Origin of the sequence: Leifsonia poae (assembly GCF_050632865.1) — a bacterium.
In the GTDB taxonomy this organism is placed as follows: Bacteria; Actinomycetota; Actinomycetes; order Actinomycetales; family Microbacteriaceae; genus Leifsonia; species Leifsonia poae_B.
On the sequence record NZ_JBODSA010000003.1, the window covers coordinates 422,853 to 438,582 of the forward strand.

Genomic DNA, 15,730 nt, shown 5'->3' on the forward strand with positions numbered 1-15,730 from the left:
AATTGGTTGACTGCGATCAACCATAAATACTTAGGTGACCAAAGTCAACTAACAGGATGCATCGCTGCATTATTTCCTTGGTTGCAAATTTTTGCCAAGCGCCTGAGCATCCTCGAAGCAGAGGCGGGAGCTTGCCCAGCTTCAGAGGCCGACGCGTCCCTACTCTCGAAGGATGCCCTCCCGCCGCGCCCGCTCCTGGTCCCTGCACACGCCCGTCCACTGGATCGTGTGGACCGTGGCGCTGTTCGTGCTCACGATCGGCCTCGGGCTCGCGGCCAAAGCCGTGCCCGGCCTGCGCTTCCAGGGCCTGGACGCGGCGGTCAACCGTGTCAACTCGCCTCTTCTCGACAACGCAGCCCTCGCGCTGGACGTGCTCGACCATCCGGTGGTCGTGGCGCTCATCCTCGCCTTGGTTTTCGTCGTGCTGCTCTTCGTGGGATGGCGGCGCGCCCTGGGCGTGTGCGTAGCGACCGGCGCAGGCTGGCTGACCACCCTGGTCGTGAAGACGGTCGTGGCACAGCCCCGTCCGACCACGGTCGGCCTGACGCACCTCCTCAACATCTCGCCCGCCACCCTCAGCTACCCGAGCGGGCACGTGGTGTTCGCCGCGGCACTGGTGACCGCGCTGGCGATGGCCGTCCGCGGCGTGCCGCGCGCGATCGTGATCGCGATCGGCGCGCTCTTCGTGCTCGCCGTCGGCTGGTCGCGGCTCTACGTGGGAGTCCACTACGGGACGGACGTCATCGGCGGCATCCTGAACGGCGTCGCGGGCGCGCTCCTCATCGCCGGACTGTGGAACCTCGCCACGCGCCGCCTGGGCCGCCGGCCGGTGGACACGCCGCAGCGCGAATACGCAGTGCCTCAGTAGTCCGACGGAACCGCCGGGCGCACCAGGACCGGGATCGTGAAGTCACCGATCCCCTCCTGAAAGGTGCGCCATGCTCCGTCGCCTCTCCACCACCGCGCTCGCGACCGTCCTCTTCGCCACGCTGAGCGGGGTGGCGTCAGCCGAGGCCGCGACCGCGTCGGTTCCGGCCCCCGCGCTGCGGGTGGTCCCGGACACGCGCGCCGAACTCCGCGAGCTGCGGCCTGCCGTGCCAGTGGAGGATGTGGTGGAGGTATCGCCGCACGAGGCAGTCGAGCCCGCGGCCGCTCCCGTCGAGCCTGAGCCCGCTCCGGCCCCCGCGCCTGCGCCGCCGCCCCCGCCCGTCGCCGTCTGGCCGGTCGCCGGCGCGGCGGACATCTCCGACTACTACGGGCCCCGGGAGGCGCCCGCTCCCGGCGCCTCCACGTTCCACCAGGGACTCGACTTCGCCGCGCCCGCCGGGGCGCCGGTCGTCGCGGCGGCCGCCGGAACAGTGACCCATGTGGTCCCCGTCGACGCCGGCGGCTGCGGCGTCGAGGTCGTCATCCAGCACGACGCTCAGGCCGACGCCGTGACCACCCGGTACTGCCACCTGCTCGAGGGTTCCACCCTCGTCGGCGTCGGGCAGGCGGTCGCCGCCGGCGAGCCGATCGCGGCCGTCGGCAGCACCGGCGTCTCGACCGGACCGCACCTCCACTTCGAGGTGATGGACCCCGCCGGCAACAAGCACGACCCTCTCGGCTGGCTCCACCGGCACGCTCACTGAAATTTCACTCCACTCGCGTCATGAACCGCCCCTGATGCGCGTCTCAGTGAGTAAGACCCCCTTTCTGCCCGTTAGGAACCCGACTCTCATGACCCGCGAACTCGACGACCTCTCCGACGCGGAGCTGATCGAACGCGCCCGCGAGGGCGACTCCCCGCCTACGGCGTCCTCTGGAAGCGCCACTGGAACGCCGGCCGCGCCATGGCCGCCTCCGTGACAGGCCGGTTCGAGCCGGACGACCTGGCTTCCGAGGCGTTCGCGCGCATCCTGAAGTCGATCGAGAAGGGCAGTGGACCGCGGTCCGGCTTCCGGTCGTACCTCGCGACCACGGTTCGCAACGTCGCCATCGACTGGTCGAGGCGCAAGGCGACTCCCAACATCGAGGACCCCGACGTCGTCGAGGACTGGACCTACAGCGAGCTCACCGCCCTGGACCGCATCGAGCGCGACACGGTCGCCGAGGCCTTCTACACGTTGCCCGAGAGCTGGCAGGAAGTGCTCTGGTACACCGTGGTGGAGGACATGCAGCCGCGCGACGTCGCCCCGCTCCTCGGTCTCACCCCTAACGCCGTCTCCGCACTCTCCGCTCGCGCACGCGAGGGCCTGCGGCAGGCGTGGATCACGGCGCACCTCGCGGAGGCCGACGCGAAGGATCCAGCACACAAGTGGACGGTCGCCAAGCTCGGCTCCTACGTTCGCGGCCGGCTCTCGCGGGCCGACCACCGCCGCGTCGTCGCGCATCTCGAGCAGTGCGAGCCGTGCACCAAGGCCGCGACCGAGGCCGACCACGTCGGCTCTCGCCTCGCGCTCGGGCTGCTCCCGCTTTTCCTGGGCGTCTCCGGAGCGGCGGCCTACAGTGCCTGGACGTCCGGGCAGTCGAGCGGCGCGGTGGCCGCGACGCTTTCTGCGAACGCGCTCGCCGGGCGCAGCGGGCGCCTGCGTCACCTCCTCCAATCGGCCGCCTCCGGGTCGTCCCTCGGGGTGACGACGGTCGCCGCCAGTGTCATCACCGCCGTTGCGCTCACCGCGGCGGTAGCCGGATCGGCCGGCCCGAACGTCTCCGCGGCGTCGGCCGAGAGTCGGCAGGAGCCCTCGGACGCTCCGGATGCGCGCACGCACACGCAGGACGCGCAGGACAGTCCGGCCACGCGGCCGGAGGCGCCTGATCTGCCGAGCGCATCGCGGGACGGCAGCCAGGGAGGTGCGACTGAGCCGAAGGTCGGCGACCTTGTCGCTCCGGGTACGGCGACCGCCGGCGATGACGATCGCACCACGCCACCGCGAGATGTCACGCCGCCGCACGAGGTCACCGCACCCGGCGAGGTCACCCCGCCCAACGAGGTCAACCCGCCCAACGAGATCAACCCACCCAACGAGATCAACCCACCAACGAGATCGACCCGCCAACCCAAGTCAACCCGCCAACCGAAGTCGACCCGCCCACGGAAGTCACACCACCCACCCCGCCCAACGAAGGCACGCCACCCGACGATGCCGCGCCACCGTCCGGCTCGATCACCCCACCGGCCGTCGACGGCCCGGAAGACCCCTCGCCGTCGTCCCCGACGGGCTGCGAGGCGGCCGTGCGGGCGATCCCAGCCGACGACACGATTTTCGCCTACCGCCTCGACGAGCCCGACGAGACGACCAGCGAAGTGGACTTCATCCACGGCGTCACGGCACGCTACGAGCAGCCGCGCTCGGCACCCGGATGGTCGCTCAGCGACGGTGTCCTCCGCCCGGCCACCGATGAGTTCACGGTGCAGGTGTGGTTCCGTGCCGACAGCGGCGGCGGCCGCCTTCTCGGTTACAGCTCCGACGTCAGCGGAACCTCCTGGGCGTACGACCGTCACCTGTTTCTCACCGACGACGGCCGGGTCGTCTTCGGCGTCTTCCCCGGCGCCGTCCGCACGATCAGTTCCACCGCGTCCTACACCGACGGAAGCTGGCACCAGGCGACCGCCAGCCTCTCGAGCGAGGGCATGGCGCTCTTCGTGGACGGACAACGCGTGGCGTCCGACCCCACGGTCACGAAGGCTCAGGCGTTCGCCGGCTACTGGCGCATCGGCGGCGACAACCTCGATAACTGGGGACCCGAGACGCCGAGCACGCGCGCATTCTCCGGAACGCTGGCATTCGCCGCCGTCTACCGCACCGCGCTGACGGCCGAGCAGATCCGCATGCAGTGGGAGCTATGCCGATGACCGGATCGCGTCATGACCAGAGGCGAACCGCGTCTTAAGTACTGGAGAGCGCGTTTCGGGCTTCGCGTTCTCCTGGGCGACGTTTCGGAGCGTCCCCCATCAGGAGCGGCCCGGCTCGTGCGTCGGGTGCCGGGTACGGGCCGCTCCTCCATCAACGATGCGACACCGGAGAGGATGCCATGAGGTCCCCAGCCTGGAACCCGCGCGAGCGGGCAGCCGAACTCGTGAGCGCGAGCACCGACGGCTGGCGTGGAGAACTGGTCACTCCGCTCATCCCACGCGACCCTTCGTCGCCCCTGCGGTCGGCCCTTCTCAACGAGCGAGCCGACCGGCTGACAGAACTGCGCGACCTCGACTTCCGCGTCTACGACACCGTGCGCGTCGAAGAGATGGGCCCCGGCGACAGCTACCGCATCATCGACCGCTTCAAGACCGCCCTCGAACTCGAACGTCCCGCCTGAGCGCCCCCACCGGTCAGCCCTCCCCCAGCCTCACCGTCGTCGTCTTCTCGTCTCCGTTCCGCAGATAGGTGACCTTCACCTCGTCGCCGGGCTTGCTCGTCAGCTGGATCGCGGTGAGATCGTCGATACTGCCGACGGATTTGCCGTCGACCTCCGTGATGATGTCGCCCGGCCGGATCCCGGCCTGCGCCGCCGGGCCGCCGGGCGTGACCGTCTGCACGTACAGGCCGCTCTGCTCCGAGCCACTGGATCCGGGCTGGATCGGCGTCACACCGATCCCGAACGTCGGATAGGTGACCTTGCCCGTCTTGATGATCTGCTCGGCGATCGGCAAGGCGACCGCCTCCGGAACGGCGAACCCGATCCCGACGCTGCCGCCACCTGCGACGCCCGTCGCGCCCGGTACCGTGGCGATCGCCGAGTTCACACCGACCAGCCGACCGTCGCAGTCGACGAGCGCACCGCCCGAGTTGCCCGGGTTGATCGAGGCGTCGGTCTGGATGGCGTTCGCCAGCACGGCGTTCCGGTCGCCGTCGCCCTGCACCGGCACCGTCCTCCCCAGCGCGCTCACCACGCCGGTCGTCACCGTGCTCGACAGCCCGAGCGGCGCACCGAGCGCCACGACCGGCTGACCCACCTGCAGCGACGACGAATTCCCCTGCTGGATCACCGGCAACGACGACGCGTCGACCTTGACGACGGCGATGTCGGCGCGCGGGGAGCGGCCCACGAGCTTTGCCGGATGGGTGGACCCGTCGTTGAACAGCACCACGATCTCGGCGCCCTCCGCGGCCGGAGCGATGACGTGGTTGTTGGTCAGGATGTACCCGTCCGCCGTGATGATCTCGCCGCTGCCCGTCCCGCCCGAACCGTCCGCCGCCGTCACCCCGATGGTGACGATCGTCGGCAGGACGTCCCGCGCGACCCGCTCGGCGTCGCAGACGGAGGGATTCTCCACGGGGGCCGTCGGCGCTGTCGCGAGACCCCGGATGGTGCCCACCGAGCGGATGGCAAGGCCGCCCAGGGTGCCGGCCCCGAGAAGGATGACCGCACCGAGCACCGCGAGGAGGACGATGGCCCAGACCGGGAAGCGGCCGGGCTGATGCGGGCGATCGCCGTCTGCCGATGTCATGGAGCTGCCTCCCTTCGCGCTCCCGCCCATGCTGACCACGGAAGGTTGCGCTTGGCTAGACAGTTCTGTCAGGAGGCGGCCGAGCACAGTCTTCGAGCCCTCTCATCCCTCTAGCCATCAGCGCGGCGACGAGTCCAAGCTGAATCTGTTTGCACGTCTTCAAAGGCTGGGGGAAGGGGTGAAGGCGGTGAGCGAAGACAGGGACAAGTCACGAGACTCGAACGCGGCAGGCTGGGAGTACCTGCTGAGCCGGCCCGAGGTCGACCACGTCGAAGTGGTCGAGGACGTCATACGAGTACGCCTGAAGTCGGGCGTAGAACTCGAATGGCCCGTGGAAGATGGCTAGTGCGCGGGCACCACGCGCGTGCAACATTGGCCTCGTCGCGCCAGGGAGCTAGGGACCTCTGGTGGAGGGAGACGATCATGAAGGAAGACAACGAGTACAACCACCCGCCGCACGCACCGCGGCTCCGGGAGCATGTCGGGCTGATCCGGTGGAGCCGTGACGATCACGGCGACTGGGTCACCGAGACGATCACCGGCCAGTTCGCCGGTGGAGACTCGCACCGCTGGACTCTTCGCCTGTATTCGGGCATCGAGCTGGAATACGACCTGGAGGACTGGGCGCCGTACCAGCCCCGTCTCTGAGAAGAGAAGCATCGACATCGAGAGATGGGGTGGAGGGTCTGCCCGGACGAAACCCGAAACGGCCGGACACCCTCCACCCCTGTGAGAGAAGCCACTGCCCGTAGAAGCTTCCAGAACTAGAGACGCAGCATGACCCGCAACCATGACGCGAAATCGACACATGGGTTGCCAGTGCGCTTCGACATGCTGGTCGGACGACGCGAAGAGGCCTCGCTGATCCGCCGCCTGCTGCAATCCTCTACTCGGTTGGTCACGATCACCGGAGGTGCCGGGGTCGGCAAGAGCAGGCTCGCGATCGCGGCTGCAGAAGGGGTCGCGCGTTCCGTGTCCGGAGTCTGGCACGTGGACCTGCGCGAGCGCGGGATCGATGTGGCGACCGCCGTCGCCCATCAGCTGAAGGTCCCCACCGAGGACGACCCCGAGGAGGCGGTCACCCACGCGCTCGCCGGGGAGGACGCACTGCTGCTTCTCGACGACGTCGATGAAGTGCTGGCGTCGACCTCCGCGTTCGTGGACACCGTCCTCGCGGCGTGCCCCGGCGTCCGCTTTCTCGTCACCAGCCGCGAGCCGCTGGCGTCGACGGCTCAGACCGTCGTGGCTCTCGACCCGTTCCCGGCTGCCGACCTGACGACCACGAGCGACGCCGTTCGGCTGCTCTCCGATAGGGCGTCCGCGGCCGATGCGCTCTTCGCGTTGGACGAGCGCACGACAGCGCCCATCCTTCGGATCTGCGCGTCGACGGGCGGTGTCCCGCTGGCGCTGGAGCTGGCGGCGGCGCAGCTGCAGTTCATGGACGCGGATACGCTCGCCCGCCGCATGGATGAGCAGCTTGATGCGCTGGAGCCGGCCGATGCGCCCCAACGATCCCTCCGAGCCTCGGTCGAGGACAGCTGGGACCGCTGTTCCCCCGCAGAGCGTCGGGCGTGGAGCGACCTGGCGGTGCTCGCCCCGGGATGGGACCTCGAACTGGGTGAGGCGATGGCGCTGCCCGGGGCGGGCGGCCCTCGCGAGGCGCGCGCGGTGGTGCGGCAGCTGATCCGCCGATCGGTGGTCCACCGCCGGCGCGTGGAGGGAGGCGTGCGCTACGAGCTGCTGCCCGCTCTGCGGGAGTTCGGCGCAGAGCGCGCCGAACATACTGACGAGGCGAGACGCACCTTCGTCGCGGCAATGCTCTCGCGCCTCCATGATGCCGAAGACCACTGGTTCTCGAGCCGCCAGCCGACTATCGCGCGCCGCCTGCGCGGGGACATCCCGAACATCCGCCGGGCGGTGGCGACGGCCGCAGAGGACGGCCGGACCGACACCGCGATCGAAGTGGCCGGGACGGCGTGGCGCCAGGCGTGGTTTATTCATGGCAGCGCCGACGAACTCGCGACCTGGCTGGGCATCGCGCTCGATTCGGGAACTCCTTCGCCGTATTGGGGATCGCTGGGCCACGCGTTGCGCGCCTTCGTCTTCTCGGTGACGGAGAAGCCGGGGCTCGCCGGGAAGGAGCTGCGGGCGGCCGCGGCCGCCCGAGACCGCATCCCGGACGTGGATGGACGCATCTGGCGCGAAGCGGCCACCGCCGTCGTCAGCGCAGAGGAAGCGGCCGACCTCGACGACGCGGATGCCGTGCTCATCCTGCAGGGACTGATGGACGACCTCGGCGAGGATGCGTACCGGTTCGGTCGCCTGAACACCCCGCAACGGCTCGCGGCACGTCTGCACGCGCTCAGGCGTTCGGAGGAGGGCGACGCCGTGGACGACGGCATCCTCGAGCGCGGGCTGCTCGTCGGCGAGCGCTTCGAGCGTTCGTTCGCGCTCACCACGCGGGCGACGGCGAGCGCGGTCGCCGGAGACGTGGAGGCGACCGACCGGGACGCGCGCGACGCGCTGGTCCTCAAGCGCGGCCTGGGGAACGGGCTGGGCGTCGCGCAGGCCCTCGAGCTGCTGGCCGAGGTCGCCCGGGAGCGGGCAGACGCGACCAGGGGCGCCACGCTGCTCGGTGCCGCCTCGGCTCGGTGGCGGGATGTGGGGTCGATCCGGACGAACTACCCGCCCTACTTCATCGACCTCGGTGAGACAGAACGCGGGCTGCGGCACCGGCTCGGCATGGAGTCGTTCGAGAAGGCCTACGCCTACGGCGCCGCCCTCAGCGAGGAGGAGAGCATCGACTACGCCCTGCACGGCGTGGTGGAGGCGCACGCTCGAGCGGGGGTTCCGGCGTCGGTGGCGGCCACGGCGCGGGCATCGGTGCTCACCCCGCGGGAGTCGCAGGTGGCGTCCTACGTGGCCGATGGCGAGACGAACAAGGCGATCGCGCGGCGGCTGTTCGTCTCCATCCGGACGGTCGAGACGCACGTGCAGAATGCGCTGGTCAAGCTGGGGCTGCGGTCGCGGACGGAGCTGGCGGTCTGGTACAGGGAGCAGACCCGGTGAGACCGCTCACCCGGGAGGCACGGCGTAGGCACGCACCTCCCGGGGCGGACGACTAGGCGGCCAGGGCGAGCTCGGCCGGGCGGGTGGTGGTCTCGGCAAGGGCCTCGCGCAGGCCCTTGCGGGCGCGGGCGGCGAGCGCGGTGGCGGCACCCACGGTCATGCCCATCGCACGAGCGGCGTCCTGGAGGGAGTGGCCCTGCAGGGTGGTGAGGAAGAGGATCTGCTGCCAGCGCTCCGGCAGGCTCCGGAACGGACCCTCGCACTCGCCAAGGTCGGCGACCTCGAACTCGTAGCTGCCGGCGACGGAGTCGTCGACGATCGGCACCAGCTTGACGCGGGAGTCACGGGCGCCCCAGGTGGCGGCGACGTTGCGGACCGCGGTCCGCAGGTACTCCGCGAACCCCTGACGCGGACCGTTGCCGTTTCGGAGCGAGGTCAGCACCTTGGCGAACGCCTCCTGCACGATGTCCTCCGCGTCGTAACGGCTGGTGACCGTGCGGGCGATGTGGTGGGCCCAGCCCTGGTAGCGGCTCCAGAGCTCGCCGTAGACCGAGGACTCGCCGGCGCGGACGCGGTCCAGCAGGTGCAGGTCGGTGGGGCGGGCGGTGGTGTCGGTCATCGCGGTCTCCTCGGTCGTGTGGCCCGGACCGGGAGCTCCCCGATCCGATGACCCCAGACTCCGTCGGGTGGTCATCGGACCGGATCGGGAGGACTACGGAGCCGCTACCGAGACCGCCTCGGCCGAGAAGTCCGGGAGCCGGACGCCGCCCGCAAGCAGCTCGTCGAGCGCTGCGACCGTGCGCTCGGTGGCGTGTCCGTCACCGAACGGGCTCGCTACCTGCGCCATGGCGGCGTGGCGGGCAGGGTCGTCGAGGAGCGCTGCGGCCTCCTCGACGATGGTCTCGACGTGCGTGCCGACCAGCCGGGAGGTGCCCGCGAGCACGGCCTCGGGCCGCTCGGTCGTCTCGCGCAGCACGAGCACCGGCGTCGCGAGCGCAGGTGCCTCCTCCTGCACTCCGCCCGAGTCGGTGAGTACCAGGGTGGCGCGGTCGAGGAGGTGCACCATGTCGGTGAACGCCACCGGCTCGGTGACCAGGATGTTGGGCGCGGTGCCCAGCGCGGCCAGGAGGTGCGTGCGCACCGCGGGGTTCGGGTGGGCCGGGAGGACGAAGTCGTGACCGGGGAAGCGGCCGGCGAGCACGCGGACGGCGGAGCCGATGCGCTCCATCGGCGCGCCGTGGTTCTCGCGGCGGTGCGCCGTCACGAGCACCATCGGACGCTCGCCGTCGGCGGCTTCGGCGACGCGCACGTCCTCGAACTCCGGCTCGCGCCCGAGCATCAGGTGCAGGGCGTCGATGACGGTGTTGCCGGTCACGGCGATGCGCTTCTCCGACACACCCGAGGCGAGGAGGTTGCGGCGGGCGTGCTCGGTCGGAGCGAGGTGCAGGCTCGCGATCTGGCCGATGATGCGGCGGTTCGCCTCCTCCGGGAACGGGTCGAACAGGTCGCCGCTGCGCAGACCGGCCTCGAGGTGCACGACGGGGATCTTGCGCTCGAACGCGGCGATCGCGGCGGCCATGGCAGACGTGGTGTCGCCCTGGACGAGGACGGCGTCCGGCGTCTCACTGTCGAACAGCGGCTGCAGGCCGGACATGGTGCGCACGGTGATGTCGTGCAGGGTCTGGTTCGGCGACATGATCGCCAGGTCGTGGTCGGCCTCCACCTCGAACACCGTGTTCACCTGGTCGAGGATGCTGCGGTGCTGGCCGGTCAGCACGACCACCGGGCGGAACAGCGGCGACTCCTTCAGGGCGCGCACGACGGGGGCCATCTTGATCGCTTCGGGTCGGGTGCCGTAGACGAGCATCACCGTGATCACGTGGGTCTCCTCCTGAAGGGGAGTTCGGGTGCCCCTTCATCTACAGAGACGTGGAGACGCCCCGGAACCTGACGCGATCGGGAGCGGGTAGCGTGGCGTCATGACCACGACCCTGAGCGTCGAGAACCAGCCCGACCAGTCCCGCTACGCCCTCCTGCAGGACGGCGAGGTGATCGGTGTCGCCGAATACGACCTGCGCGATGACGCGATCGTCTTCACGCACACCGAGGTGGACCCCGCCAGGCGCGAGAAGGGCATGGCGTCGACCCTCGTGCAGACGGCGCTCGACGACGTGCGGGAGAACTCCGACCGCCGCGTGATCGCCTCGTGCCCCTACGTGCGCAGCTGGCTCAGCGAGCATCCCGACTACGCGGACCTGCAGTCGCGCTAGCGCGTCCGTCGTCGCTGGGGTCGCGCCCCTCGACCCGCTGGCCCTGCCCGGCGCGTCCGAGGTCGATCGTGATCTTTCCGCCCTGCCAGCCGTCCTCGCCTCGGTCGCCGGGAAGCGGCGCGGGAGCGGGCAGCAGGGTCTGGCGGTCCATCTCCTGCTGTGCTTCGTGGCGAGCGGGAGCGAAGATCTCGTCGAACGACCCGCCGATGGCGCCGCTCATCGTGCCGGAACCGCGGCGCGCCTTGTTCGACAGGTCGATCCAGCCGAGCTTCACGGCGACGACGATCACGGCGACGAACGCCACGATGATCCCCACGACCCACCAATTCACGCCATCCAGGGTACCGGAGCGCCTGTGGGCTTCCTGGGCAGCGACGGTGAGTGAGGCCTCTCAGACCGCGAACTGGTGGTTGATCGCTTCGGCGGAGTAGAGCGCATCCGTCACGATGCGGGCCATGCCGATGAGCCCGGCGTCCGCGCCGAGCGCGCCCAGCCGGATGTCGAGATTGCGCGTCGCCCGCGGGAGCGAACGGGGGTACAGCGTCTCGCGCAGACCGCCGAGGAGTTCGCTCGACGCGAGGTCGCCGCTGACGATCAGCAGGCCCGGGTTGATCATCGAGACGACCGTGGCCATGACCTCGCCGATACGCCGACCGGCCTCGTGCGTCAGCGCAAGCGCCTCGACGTTGCCGGCGCGCAGCAGCCGGCCGACATCCCGGCCGGAGGCGGCTGGAAAGCCGCGCTCGGTCAGGGCCATCGCCACGGCGCGACCGCTCGCCACGGCGGCCAGGCAGCCGCGCGAGCCGCACTGGCAGATGGCGTCCTCGCCCGCGAGCCGGATGTGCCCGATGTCACCGGCGCCGCCGTCGATGCCGTGGTACACCGATCCGTTGATGACCAGACCGGATCCGATACCCGTGGAGACCTTCACGAGGCACACGGCGTTGCTGTCGGGGAAGTTGGTGGACTGCTCGCCGAACGCCATCGCGTCCGCATCGTTCTCGACGAAGGTCGGCACCGGGAGCGCATCGCTGAGGTGATCGGCGATGGGATAGCCGTCCCAGCCCGGCATGATGGGCGGCTGCGCCGGCCTGCGCGTCTTCGGGTCGACCGGGCCGGGCACGGAGATACCGGACCCGACGACCTTCCGGTCGTCGGCGGAGGTGTCGATCAGCTGCCGGATGGAGGCCGCGAGCGCATCGAGAACCGCTTTCGGGCCGTCACCGATGGCGACGTCCAGGGTGTCGGTCGCGAGCACCCGCCCGGCGAGGTCGGTGAGCGCGGTGCGCGAGTGCGCGGTATCCACGGCCGCCACCGCGAGCAGCGACCGCTCCGAGTGGAAGGCCAGCCGGTCAGGCCGCCGCCCACCGGTCGCCCCGCCGCCGCCCGCCACTTCGGTGACGAGGCCGGCGTCCATCAGGGCGTCGACCCGCTGGGCCACCGTGACGCGGGAGAGGCCGGTCACCTGCTGGATGTCGCGACGCGTCGTGGCCTGGGAACGGCGGATCAGCTGCAGCACATCTCCCGGGCCAGAGCTCATCGGCCGCCTTTCCTCCGGGGGACCCACCTTCGCTTTCCCATCGTACGAGGTCCGCTCGCGTTGTCGGTCACCCCTTGTCAGCTCCGCTCGTCAGGCCCTCGGTGAGCGAGCGCTCGGCGAGTCCGTACAGCACGATGATCGGGACCGTCAGCAGAACCGAGCCCGCCATGAGGACCGTCTTGGATACCTCGATGCCGTTCGACAGCTGGGACAGGCCGAGCGAGACCGTCCAGAGGTCGCGGTCGGCGGCGAGGAACAGGAGGGCGAACAGGAACTCGTTCCAAGCGATCATGAACACGTACAGGCCGGTCGACACGATGGACGGCATCGCCAGCGGCACGGTGATCTTCCAGAGGATGCGGAGTCGTCCGGCACCGTCCATCATCGCGGCCTCCTCCACGCTCTCCGGGATCGACCGCATGTAGGAGCGCAGCATGTGGATGGAGACCGGGATCGTCTGCGCGATGTAGACGATCACCAGCGTCGCGAGGGATTCCCGGATACCCAGGGCCGAGAAGCCGACGAACAGCGGGATCGCGATGATGATGGTCGGGAAGAGGTAGACCGCCAGGAACAGGGCGCTGATCTGCCTCCGGCCGAAGAACTTCAGCCGGGAGACCGCGTACGAGCCGGGCACCGAGACGACAAGCGTGATGATGACCGCGGCGATGGCGACGAGTGCGGAGTTCATCATGAACTGAGCGAAGCCCTGGCCGCCGTCCTCCTCCGGCTTGAGCACCTGCGCGTAGGTGTCGAGCGTGAAGTTCTGGATCGGGATCCAGAGCCGTTCGGGATGCAGCAGCACCTGCTCGATCGGCACGAAGCTGAGCTCGAGCATGTAATAGAACGGGAAGACGGTCGCGACGACGAGGACGGCGATCACGACCCAGCGGAGCGTTCCGAACGTCCGCTTCTGCACGAGGATCCGGCTCATTCGTCGTCACCCTTTCCGGCGAAGAACTTCACATAGACGAACAGGAACACACCGAGGATCGCCGACAGCACGATCGCGTTGGCGGCAGCGCCTCCGATGTCGAAATTGCCGACGAGCGTGTCGTAGACGCGCACGGCCGAGACCTCGGTGCCGGCGGCGCCGCCCGTCAGCAGGTAGACGTCGTCGAACTTGTTGAACGTCATGATGAGTCGCAGCACCGACAGCAGCGAGATCACCGGGAGCAGCTGAGGCAGCACGATGTGACGGAAGTTCTGCCACGGCGTGACACCGTCGACGAGCGCCGCCTCCTCCACATCCCGCGGCAGCGCTACGAGGCGCGCGGTGATGAACAGGAAGGCGAAGGGGAAGTAGCGCCAGATCTCGAAGACGATGACCGTGATGAGCGCGTACGGAGCCTTGCCCAGGAAGTCGATCGGGTGCTCCCAGCCGAACCACTCCTTGCCGAGCGTGTTCACGATGCCGAACTGCGAGTTCAGCATGATCTGCCAGACGAAGGTCACGGCGACCACCGGCGCGACGTAGGGCAGCAGCATCAGCGAACGCGCCACGCCGCGTCCGCGGAACGGGGAGCGGAAGGCGAGCGCGGCCACCAGGCCGACGACGATGGACCCGGCCGTCGAGAAGACCGAGTACACGATGGTCGTCCACAGCGACGTCCAGAAGCCCGGATCGGTGAAGACGTCGACGAAGTTCTGAAGCGTGAACGAGTTGAGCAGCCCGTTCTCGGCGATGCTCGTGAAGTCCGTGTCCTGGAACGCGAGGATCAGGTTCCAGATCACGGGGACGATCACGATCGCCAGGATGATGATCGTGGTCGGCAGGACCATCGAGAGGCCGGCGCGGTTGTCCCGGCTGGCTATCGTCCCTCGGCGCAGGCGGCCCCGCGTGGGAGCCGCCTGCGTCGGGGTGGGAGCCCCTTGCTTCGAAGAGCGCGGTGCGAGTTGCGTCATGGAGTCACTTCTTCAGCTTGGCCTGCAGCTGCTCGACGGCGTCGTTCGCGGACTTCGCGGCGTCGCTCGCGCTGGTTCCCGAGCCGAGGCTCGCCACGGCCTTCGAGATCGGCAGCTGCGTGTTGACCGGTCCGAGCAGCGCGCCCTGGCCCTGCGGGATCGCCCAGCGGTCGATCTCCGAGGGAACCTTCAGCAGCGCGTCGATGGTCGCGGCGTCGTAGATGTCGGACAGCTTCTTCTTGGTGTCCACGCCGGTTTCGAGGTTCTTCCAGCCGTCGCTGTACTCGGTCGCATTCGCCGAGGTGCCGGTGCGGAGCGGGAACTTGCCCTCCGGAGCCATGCCGAGCCACTTCAGGTAGCCGTCGGAGAGCATGTACTCGATGAACTTCTCCGACGCGGAGGCGTTCGCCTTCTTGGTGACGAGCCAGGACGTGGCCTCGCCATAAGTGGCGCCCTTCGTGCCGTCGGGGCCCTCGATGGAGGTCACGATGCCGCTGTTCTTGGCGAGCCACGTCGGGTCGGAGGCGCACTCGGCGCAGGTGGGGAGCGCGTCGTTCCGCAGACCGCCCAGCTCGTCGAGCAGGTACGTGGACCAGTCGACCATGGCCGCCTTGCCTGCGAAGTAGGTGGCGCGCGTGGTGTCCACCGTCTGGGTGCCCTGGGGCGAGTACTTCTGCGCGAGGTTGCCGTAGAGGTCCCACGTCGTCTTGCAGGCGCTCGAGTCGAGCCCGACCTTGCCGCTCTTGTCGACCAGCTGGCAGTCGTTGCCGAGGGCAAGGGATTCGAAGGTCTGCGAGGTGAAGACGTCGGCCGGGTCCGTCGCCAGCGTGATGCCGTAGTCGCTGCCCGAGGTCAGCGTCTTGGCCGCCTTCTCGAGGTCGGCGTACGTCGTCGGGGGCTTCAGGCCTGCCTTCTCGAAGAGGTCCTTCCGGTACACGAGGATCTGCGCGTACGCCGAGTCCGGCACCGCGAGCTGGCGGTCGCCGTCCTTGTCGAGGGCGAGGGCGGAGCCGACGAACGTCTTCTCGCCGAGCGCCTTGACGACGTTGGCCGCCGCATCCGGGTGCAGGAGCTTCTGCGAGTCGAGCTGGCGGACGAGCGAGAGCGGGATGGCGCCCATCACATCCGGGAGCTTGCCGGAGATCGCCGCGGAGGCGACCAGCTGCGGCAGCTGGTTCTCGTCGACCGGGACCAGCTTGACCGTGATGCCGGTCTTCTTGGTGAACCCGTCGATGATCGCCTTCGTCGTGTTGACGCGATCAGGCTGGTTCTCCTCGGACCAGACCGTGATGGTCTTGCCCTTGTCGTCGGCGCCGTTGTTCGAGTTGCCGGAGCATCCGGCGAGGGTCGCCGCGCCGGCGACCAACAGCGTCGCTCCGGCGACGATCTTCGTGATGCGCGACGTCATCATCGCGTCTCCTTTCGGGGGGTGGGGTGCTTGGAGCGTAACTCAACTTATGCATAATGTCTATGCACAAGTGGGCTAACCACGATGCTAATGTAGTCGCCATCTCGAAA

General features: G+C 69.3%; 17 protein-coding genes and 1 pseudogene. 9 read left to right on the forward strand and 9 right to left on the reverse strand.

All coding sequences use genetic code 11. The features are described from left to right. The first annotated feature begins 172 nt into the window (after nt 1–172). From ACRAWB_RS12150 to ACRAWB_RS12165, 4 genes and pseudogenes are all read left to right on the forward strand, one after another. On the forward strand, nt 173–868 hold the full coding sequence (locus ACRAWB_RS12150) for a phosphatase PAP2 family protein (RefSeq protein ID WP_431353563.1): 696 nt from the start codon (nt 173–175) through the stop codon (nt 866–868). 70 nt (nt 869–938) lie between these two features. Then, nucleotides 939–1,631 carry a M23 family metallopeptidase gene (locus ACRAWB_RS12155; RefSeq protein ID WP_431353564.1) on the forward strand — a complete coding sequence of 231 codons (693 nt, stop codon included), beginning with the start codon at nt 939–941 and terminating at the stop codon, nt 1,629–1,631. A gap of 88 nt (nt 1,632–1,719) precedes the next feature. Beyond that, the gene (locus ACRAWB_RS12160; protein ID WP_431353565.1) at nt 1,720–1,848 is read left to right on the forward strand and encodes a hypothetical protein; all 129 of its coding nucleotides are present in this window, start codon (nt 1,720–1,722) and stop codon (nt 1,846–1,848) included. Further along, nucleotides 1,833–2,348: pseudogene (locus ACRAWB_RS12165) on the forward strand (RNA polymerase sigma factor); the annotation flags it as partial. The gene ACRAWB_RS12160 and the pseudogene ACRAWB_RS12165, both read left to right, overlap by 16 nt. Nucleotides 2,349–2,572: 224 nt before the next feature. Here ACRAWB_RS12165 and ACRAWB_RS12170 read toward each other — a convergent pair. Continuing rightward, complete coding sequence (locus ACRAWB_RS12170) at nt 2,573–2,746, reverse strand: hypothetical protein (RefSeq protein WP_431353566.1); 174 nt, start codon at nt 2,744–2,746, stop codon at nt 2,573–2,575. A gap of 468 nt (nt 2,747–3,214) precedes the next feature. Here ACRAWB_RS12170 and ACRAWB_RS12175 point away from each other — a divergent pair, with 468 nt between their 5' ends. Further along, the gene (locus ACRAWB_RS12175) at nt 3,215–3,835 is read left to right on the forward strand and encodes a LamG domain-containing protein (RefSeq protein WP_431353567.1); all 621 of its coding nucleotides are present in this window, start codon (nt 3,215–3,217) and stop codon (nt 3,833–3,835) included. Nucleotides 3,836–4,014: 179 nt separating this feature from the next. After that, complete coding sequence (locus tag ACRAWB_RS12180; RefSeq protein WP_431353568.1) at nt 4,015–4,296, forward strand: hypothetical protein; 282 nt, start codon at nt 4,015–4,017, stop codon at nt 4,294–4,296. A gap of 13 nt (nt 4,297–4,309) precedes the next feature. Here ACRAWB_RS12180 and ACRAWB_RS12185 read toward each other — a convergent pair whose 3' ends face one another. Beyond that, on the reverse strand, nt 4,310–5,428 hold the full coding sequence (locus ACRAWB_RS12185; RefSeq protein ID WP_431353569.1) for a S1C family serine protease: 1,119 nt from the start codon (nt 5,426–5,428) through the stop codon (nt 4,310–4,312). A gap of 423 nt (nt 5,429–5,851) precedes the next feature. On the opposite strand from ACRAWB_RS12185, the gene ACRAWB_RS12190 reads away from it, so the two are divergent. Both ACRAWB_RS12190 and ACRAWB_RS12195 read left to right on the forward strand, forming a co-directional pair. Next, nucleotides 5,852–6,076, forward strand: a complete 225-nt coding sequence (locus ACRAWB_RS12190) for a hypothetical protein (protein WP_431353570.1) — start codon at nt 5,852–5,854, stop codon at nt 6,074–6,076. A 129-nt stretch (nt 6,077–6,205) separates the two neighbouring features. Then, nucleotides 6,206–8,497: a helix-turn-helix transcriptional regulator gene (locus ACRAWB_RS12195; protein WP_431353571.1), complete on the forward strand. Its 2,292-nt coding sequence runs from the start codon at nt 6,206–6,208 to the stop codon at nt 8,495–8,497. Nucleotides 8,498–8,549: 52 nt separating this feature from the next. Here the strand turns inward: ACRAWB_RS12195 and ACRAWB_RS12200 are convergent, their stop codons facing one another. Next, nucleotides 8,550–9,116: an RNA polymerase sigma factor gene (locus ACRAWB_RS12200; protein WP_431353572.1), complete on the reverse strand. Its 567-nt coding sequence runs from the start codon at nt 9,114–9,116 to the stop codon at nt 8,550–8,552. A 93-nt stretch (nt 9,117–9,209) separates the two neighbouring features. After that, complete coding sequence (wecB, locus tag ACRAWB_RS12205; protein WP_431353573.1) at nt 9,210–10,376, reverse strand: non-hydrolyzing UDP-N-acetylglucosamine 2-epimerase; 1,167 nt, start codon at nt 10,374–10,376, stop codon at nt 9,210–9,212. A gap of 100 nt (nt 10,377–10,476) precedes the next feature. Here wecB and ACRAWB_RS12210 point away from each other — a divergent pair, with 100 nt between their 5' ends. Beyond that, nucleotides 10,477–10,767, forward strand: a complete 291-nt coding sequence (locus tag ACRAWB_RS12210) for a GNAT family N-acetyltransferase (protein ID WP_431353574.1) — start codon at nt 10,477–10,479, stop codon at nt 10,765–10,767. On the opposite strand, the gene ACRAWB_RS12215 is transcribed toward ACRAWB_RS12210, so the two are convergent. The 5 genes from ACRAWB_RS12215 to ACRAWB_RS12235 form a co-directional block, all read right to left on the reverse strand. Further along, nucleotides 10,727–11,098, reverse strand: a complete 372-nt coding sequence (locus ACRAWB_RS12215) for a hypothetical protein (protein WP_431353575.1) — start codon at nt 11,096–11,098, stop codon at nt 10,727–10,729. The genes ACRAWB_RS12210 and ACRAWB_RS12215 overlap by 41 nt on opposite strands. Nucleotides 11,099–11,158: 60 nt before the next feature. Further along, nucleotides 11,159–12,307, reverse strand: a complete 1,149-nt coding sequence (locus tag ACRAWB_RS12220; RefSeq protein ID WP_431353576.1) for an ROK family transcriptional regulator — start codon at nt 12,305–12,307, stop codon at nt 11,159–11,161. A gap of 67 nt (nt 12,308–12,374) precedes the next feature. Continuing rightward, entirely contained in the window at nt 12,375–13,241 is an 867-nt protein-coding gene (locus ACRAWB_RS12225; RefSeq protein ID WP_431353577.1) for a carbohydrate ABC transporter permease, read from the reverse strand. After that, the gene (locus ACRAWB_RS12230) at nt 13,238–14,212 is read right to left on the reverse strand and encodes a carbohydrate ABC transporter permease (protein ID WP_431353578.1); all 975 of its coding nucleotides are present in this window, start codon (nt 14,210–14,212) and stop codon (nt 13,238–13,240) included. Before ACRAWB_RS12230 ends, ACRAWB_RS12225 begins: the two co-directional genes overlap by 4 nt. A 4-nt stretch (nt 14,213–14,216) precedes the next feature. Next, nucleotides 14,217–15,623, reverse strand: a complete 1,407-nt coding sequence (locus ACRAWB_RS12235; RefSeq protein ID WP_431353579.1) for an ABC transporter substrate-binding protein — start codon at nt 15,621–15,623, stop codon at nt 14,217–14,219. Nucleotides 15,624–15,730 lie beyond the last annotated feature (107 nt).

Coding starts and splice junctions, on each gene's coding strand:
- ACRAWB_RS12190 (WP_431353570.1), top strand. CDS start 5,852: ATGAAGGAAGACAACGAGTACAACCACCCGCCGCACGCACCGCGGCTC.
- ACRAWB_RS12155 (WP_431353564.1), top strand. CDS start 939: ATGCTCCGTCGCCTCTCCACCACCGCGCTCGCGACCGTCCTCTTCGCC.
- ACRAWB_RS12185 (WP_431353569.1), bottom strand. CDS start 5,428: ATGACATCGGCAGACGGCGATCGCCCGCATCAGCCCGGCCGCTTCCCG.
- ACRAWB_RS12150 (WP_431353563.1), top strand. CDS start 173: ATGCCCTCCCGCCGCGCCCGCTCCTGGTCCCTGCACACGCCCGTCCAC.
- ACRAWB_RS12225 (WP_431353577.1), bottom strand. CDS start 13,241: ATGAGCCGGATCCTCGTGCAGAAGCGGACGTTCGGAACGCTCCGCTGG.
- ACRAWB_RS12220 (WP_431353576.1), bottom strand. CDS start 12,307: ATGAGCTCTGGCCCGGGAGATGTGCTGCAGCTGATCCGCCGTTCCCAG.
- ACRAWB_RS12200 (WP_431353572.1), bottom strand. CDS start 9,116: ATGACCGACACCACCGCCCGCCCCACCGACCTGCACCTGCTGGACCGC.
- ACRAWB_RS12160 (WP_431353565.1), top strand. CDS start 1,720: ATGACCCGCGAACTCGACGACCTCTCCGACGCGGAGCTGATCGAACGC.
- ACRAWB_RS12235 (WP_431353579.1), bottom strand. CDS start 15,623: ATGATGACGTCGCGCATCACGAAGATCGTCGCCGGAGCGACGCTGTTG.
- ACRAWB_RS12210 (WP_431353574.1), top strand. CDS start 10,477: ATGACCACGACCCTGAGCGTCGAGAACCAGCCCGACCAGTCCCGCTAC.
- ACRAWB_RS12195 (WP_431353571.1), top strand. CDS start 6,206: ATGACCCGCAACCATGACGCGAAATCGACACATGGGTTGCCAGTGCGC.
- ACRAWB_RS12180 (WP_431353568.1), top strand. CDS start 4,015: ATGAGGTCCCCAGCCTGGAACCCGCGCGAGCGGGCAGCCGAACTCGTG.
- ACRAWB_RS12230 (WP_431353578.1), bottom strand. CDS start 14,212: ATGACGCAACTCGCACCGCGCTCTTCGAAGCAAGGGGCTCCCACCCCG.